Raw genomic sequence first — 5573 nt, forward strand, 5'->3', positions numbered from 1 at the left:
GCAGGATGCAGCAATCAGCGTATAGAACAAGCTCTAACGGGCAGTATGAACAAAATAGCAACTTTATTTCACCCGAAAATATACGGTGGAACAATGTTGCTTACTCTAAACTCTAGTAACCGTGACTCGGATTGAGGTCATACAAATGGCCGATATGCCAAGGTATCACTACGAAGTCTGGGCGGATTTTGATGATGGGGACTGTGAGTTGCTGCAAGATGACTATGTACATGGTTTGAAAAACGCTGTGCGCATGGCAACGCTTAAATGGGGTAGCGGGCACAGGATTGAGTTGAGCCGATGGAACCCTCGAAAACATGTGCCGCCGTTGGTTATCGCATACGCGAGGAAATGATTTTAAGTACGACAACCTGATAGCTGGGCTGGTGTTGTTCGTTTGTTGGGTGGTGGCAATACCCTGGCCGGCACGGCGGATTGTTCGTGAGGTTGAGCAGTACCGGAAGAAAAATATCACGGGGGGGGCAACATGAAACATAGAGAAAAGCATCTGCCGTTTCTCCGCAATTTGGATGATGACCTCAAGGCGTCCGTACTGGGACAGTTGCGTGATTTGTGGACCCATAGCTCAACCGCTATTGAAGGTAATACCCTGACCCTGGCGGAAACGAGCTTTGTGCTTTCAGAGGGGCTGACGGTCAAGGGAAAGCCCGTTAAAGACCATAATGAGGTCATCGGTCATGCCAGGGCAATCGATATTCTCTATTCGCTCTTGGAGCGGCCATTACTCAAAGAAGACATGAATAAGCGACTGATTGAACTGGATGATAACCACTGCTGAGGGCATTTGCGCAGAAAGTTGCGGTTTCACCCTCGCAAACCCAACCTCAAACCGCAATTTTCCGTAGGAAAATCACCTGCCAAAAAAGTTGGCGGTTATCGTAGCTACCCGGTCACTACCCCAGCTTGAGTTCGCGCATGACCAGACCGGCTTCGATGGTCTTGCCGAGACCAACCTCATCGGCCAATAGGTAACGCACACGGTCTCCAGAAATGGCCCGGGACAAGGCATGGATCTGATGCGGCAGAGGAATGACATTGGACTCCATGGGCGCCAGCAACACATGGCCATCTGTAACGCTGGCGGAACCTTCCAGTACCTCAGCCACTTTGGCAGCCGCCGCGACATAGGTGATCCGCCCAGCCTCAACATCGGGCTGCAGATCTGCACTCAGTGGTCGCAAGGCAGTAATGGGTACGCGCACAACCGCGTCCTGTTTGGCAACCAGACACGACAAACCGTCTGCCCCCACAAGGTCTGTTCTTCTATGACCTTGCAGGCGCTATTATGGATGGTGCTGTATTGCCAGGTATCACTCATGCACCACTCGTGGAATAATTACCTTAAAGAGATTTCCGTCGCGGTCATCCTCGAAATGTATATCTGGATAGGCTTTTAATGCACGTGTAATGCCACTACCAAGACCACGATAAGGCAGTATTTTTGTCGCAAAAGACGCTAGAATCGGATTGCGTATATTCGAATTACCACTTTTAATATTTTCAACAGTTAGATTATTCGGCAAATGCCCAGGACTGATTATTTCCACACGGTTATCGAAGACAAATATCCGTATCGGAGCTGAGACAAAGTAATCGCGATGGATAAGAGCATTGGCAATCAGCTCTTCCAGTGCAATTGATGGGATCTCTGGCTGACCAGGCGCATTGACATCCTGATCACCTTGTATATGGTGAATATTCCCAAGGACAAAACTCATACTCTGCTGAAAAACATCTGCCAGCTTCCCAGTAATATCCCTACTATCCTGATAATTGGTTTCATGAATATCGTTGCCTGGAAACGCAATGGCCTTCACGATAAACATAGGTAGTTTATAGCTCGGTTTTTTCGCAAACAGTAATGCTCCACTGATATTTAGAACACCATCCTTCATCAGGTTCATATTATGCAAAATATCCGGAAGAGATACATCCTGCTGTTCTAATGTCTCCCCAAAATTTTTCTCAAAGAATGCTTTGAAATAATCAACATCAAGGTCGGATACTGTCATTCCGGGAACCGGTATTTCATCCCCATGAATCAATCCAGCACTCTGATAAAGCCGCTGAATCTCTTCTCTGGAAGTTGCCTTGCGTTTATCTGCTCCACTTTTTACCCATATCACGCCGTTCTTATCCATATAGGGTTTGCTTATACCATCCGGGACAACAACGCGCATAACCAAACCTTCCGGCGTAGAAATGTTTTCCGTTTGTGGGTTAATGGGTGGTCTGACCTGCTGGGATGCGGCGTTTGATACAAGCTGATTTAACCGGCCTATATCTTCTCTCCCAAGCCCGGTAAACGTACCGTCATTGCTTACACCAATAAATATGGAGCCACCCCCGGAATTGCTAAACGCGACCATTTCCTGTGCTAAGGATGTTTCATTAGTCACATTGGCTTTAAACTGGTGTTTGCTGTCCTCATCCCTGCCAATAATTTCTAGGAGTTCTGCGGTTTCCATATCTCGTACCTTCTTTTGCGTTGTTCAAATGCCTCTTCCCCTCCCTCCATGATATCGACTATTTCCTGTTGCATTTTTGGACAATCAATACTCCCGGAAAGAACTTGGATGGCTTCATCTGAATATGAACAGGAAATAACCTGTTCCGCATCACCGAGTACAGGAAAATTGGCGTTGTGAGTGGCAAAAATAAACTGAGTTTTATGTTTAAGTGTGCGAATAAGCTTGATCACGTCCTCGTATATTGTCTGATTGTCGAGATCATCTTCCGGTTGATCAATGATGAATACATCATTTTCCTGCTGGCTTAAGACAAAAAGAATGAGTGCTGATGCTCGTTGTCCCAGTGAGTGATGCTTTAACTCTTTACCGCGATATTCTATAACAAAACGATTTGGGGGTTGCCACGTCAGAAGCGCCGAAAGATTATCGATGAAATATTTTTTAAACACCTGGGCAGAATTGCCAAGCAAACCCTTGGCCTTGGAAAGTTCCTTATAGATTGCTCCAAAATCAGAAAATTCATCCACCAGGTGAGAAAGCGTTGCCTCCCGGATGCGACTCCCCCTGTAAATATCCCTCATAAATGTAAGAAACGCCGTCTTATCGCCCTTGAATTCAGCTTTGATTTCAAGGGAAGAATGGCTGCTATTGACTTTATCCAGTTCGGCATGGATTGCCTTGTACTCCTCCCTCCAAAGATCATTCAATTTCGCTAATTCCTTCAACAATTCTTGTTGCAGATTATTGCGAACAGACTCCTGCTTATCCAGAGCACGAATCAGCTGACTTGTCTGCTCAACGGTTTTTCGAAGCTGGCGAAATTCATCTGGCCGAATAGCTTGGGCGCCAGATTGGCGTAATTGCTCGGATAATTTCCGTTCAATCTCTGCAAATTCCTCCTTAAGACTTTCTTTGAGCTTTTCAAAGTCACTGGCTTTTTCTTTTAACTGTGTTAATACGACATTGCCTTCCGATAACGCATTTTTTATCTGACCAAAAGATGTGATCAGCTTGTCATAGACAGCAAAGAACTCGTCAAAAAAATCTTTGTTCTGTTTTGATGTATAGATACGCTGGTTTGCCAAATCATCCTCGTATTGACTGACAAACCCGTCAAGATCGGCCAAATAAGACTGGACGAATGAAATCACATTCGTGCATTTCCTCGAATCCGCATCGAAATCAACCTGCTTTTGCAATCTCTCTTCAACACCATGTTTTTTATAGAATTCCAGTCGAAATTCGGCATCACGCTTTTTATCTTCATACTCCTTTTTCTTTTCCTCGGTGTTTGAAAGTTTTTTCAATTGACTCACAAGTTCAGAAACTTTCTGGCGCTGCATCTCAATTCGTGAACGAATCTCGGATAGTATTTCGCCGACCAGTTTTTCCACCAGATCTTTCTCAAAACCCTCACCGGTCGCGGAGAGATCCTTCTGCCCAAAATAAATAGGCTTATGAAGAATGGTTTCGCGAATTGAAATACCTAGCTGAAGTATGCCGTCTATGTACACATCCGGCATTTCCTTGTTTATACGCCGGATTTCATACCGCTGCCCCCGGGAATCCACGGCATGAACGGTTACCTTGCCGCCACTGCCTAAAACATGATCAATAAGATTCCGTTTGTAATCAGTGTCCAGCGCCTTAACACCAAACGGTATATCCAATGCATAGCGAATCGCCTCCACAATGGACGATTTTCCGCTACCTCGAATACCAATCAGTGTATTCAGCTCTGGTGACAGGTTTACGGTTTTCCCATCGAGCACACCACCATCAAAGGAAACACTCAGAATATGTGAGTGCTTATAGGTCGTTGGTTCGGTAGCAAGGCGATTTGCGTGATCAAGGAGTGCATACTTGACAGCACCGAACGTAAAATCACCTATTTTCAGGTAGGTTGTCTGCCCTTTGCCAATTTGATCGATGGCTTTGGGATCAGACCCTTCGACTTCAGCTGGGCACCAACCTTCGAGCCAGTCTTTTACCTTAGTTCGACAAGGCTTTCCTTGTTCTACTTTGTTATATGACCTGACTTTCTGAAATCCTAATGTATATTGCTGAAAGATTGGCGACTGCCCGAGTTTCTTGAACAAACCACCATCAAGAGATTTCCAAAGACCACTGTTTTGTTCTACATGTGCAAAAACGACGAAAAACTGCTTATTTTGGTCGTGCAAATGCTTCAATGTCGTAAGAATGTCATTATTTGAACAAGCGTTTTCGTTTTCATATTGGTCGGGCGTTCTCCCCTGAAATTCTGACACTATAAACGGGTTAATATAGTCTCTACCATCTGAAATCCAGTCGTCAGAAAATACAACAAGCATATGCACGCCGTTAGAACCTTCTTTGACCGACAACTCCACTCCTGGAAGTAAATAGATGCCCTTTTTACGTGCTTTCTTACGAAGTGCCTTGAATTCATCTAATGCGAATTTGTTATGGTTCGTAATGATACCCACCTTGATTCGCGACTTATTCAAAGCATTAACATAATCCGATATAAACGAATTCTCCTCACCAGAATAGGGAAACTCATTGTCCGCTTTAGTATGAAGATGGAAGTCTGCTCGTAGCCAACGGCCTCCATTAGGAAACTTCTCATTGCAAACGGTCATTATTCGCCTCCCATTCTTGTCACTGCCTGGTCGTACCACATGAGCAGTTTCGGATCTTCTTCGAGAACCTTATTAGGGATCTTTTCAGCCACGTTAATGATGGTTTGGTAGTCGCGTTCCTGCCAGGCTTTCTTGAACCCTGCACGGATGGCTTCCATTCGGAATGTTTCGTTACGCTTGAACTTCCCTTTACGCTGTTTGTATTCATCAAATTCTTTGAGCAGGGCTTTTTCACGTAGTTTTTCCAGGTCTCCTGCCTTGTTGGGGTCAGGCACGTACCAACGGTCGCGGGCTTTGGAAATGAGTGCAGGATCGTCTTTTGGCAGGTTGCGCAGGCGCTGCCAGCCATGGAGAGCGAAGCGAAGGCTGGTAGACCCCAGTAGCTGCGAGGCCGCACTGTTTTCCCGGCGTGCCTTGCGCCAGAGGGAAAACAAAGTAGGCCTCCGAACGCGGCGTC

General features: G+C 45.7%; 4 protein-coding genes and 1 pseudogene. 1 reads left to right on the plus strand and 4 read right to left on the minus strand.

Features of this window, described 5'->3' with window-relative positions; translation table 11 throughout:
• The first annotated feature begins 487 nt into the window (after positions 1 to 487).
• Positions 488 to 799 (plus strand): hypothetical protein, encoded by a 312-nt coding sequence (locus tag ACOCD2_RS11405; protein WP_305801897.1) that lies wholly within the window; start codon positions 488 to 490, stop codon positions 797 to 799.
• Positions 800 to 914: 115 nt separating this feature from the next.
• Here the strand turns inward: ACOCD2_RS11405 and ACOCD2_RS11410 are convergent, their stop codons facing one another.
• From ACOCD2_RS11410 to ACOCD2_RS11425, 4 genes and pseudogenes are all read right to left on the minus strand, one after another.
• Positions 915 to 1271: a hypothetical protein gene (locus ACOCD2_RS11410; protein ID WP_305800619.1), complete on the minus strand. Its 357-nt coding sequence runs from the start codon at positions 1269 to 1271 to the stop codon at positions 915 to 917.
• Positions 1272 to 1331: 60 nt separating this feature from the next.
• Positions 1332 to 2489 carry an RNA-binding domain-containing protein gene (locus tag ACOCD2_RS11415; RefSeq protein ID WP_293647971.1) on the minus strand — a complete coding sequence of 386 codons (1158 nt, stop codon included), beginning with the start codon at positions 2487 to 2489 and terminating at the stop codon, positions 1332 to 1334.
• Positions 2468 to 5116 (minus strand): TrlF family AAA-like ATPase, encoded by a 2649-nt coding sequence (locus ACOCD2_RS11420; RefSeq protein WP_293652693.1) that lies wholly within the window; start codon positions 5114 to 5116, stop codon positions 2468 to 2470. The genes ACOCD2_RS11415 and ACOCD2_RS11420 overlap by 22 nt, the downstream gene beginning before the upstream one ends.
• Positions 5116 to 5573 (minus strand): annotated as a pseudogene (locus tag ACOCD2_RS11425) (hypothetical protein); the annotation flags it as partial. The pseudogene ACOCD2_RS11425 and the gene ACOCD2_RS11420, both read right to left, overlap by 1 nt.

It is taken from the genome of Thiolapillus sp. (assembly GCF_048562965.1).
Classification (GTDB): Bacteria; Pseudomonadota; Gammaproteobacteria; order Chromatiales; family Chromatiaceae; genus Thiolapillus; species Thiolapillus brandeum_A.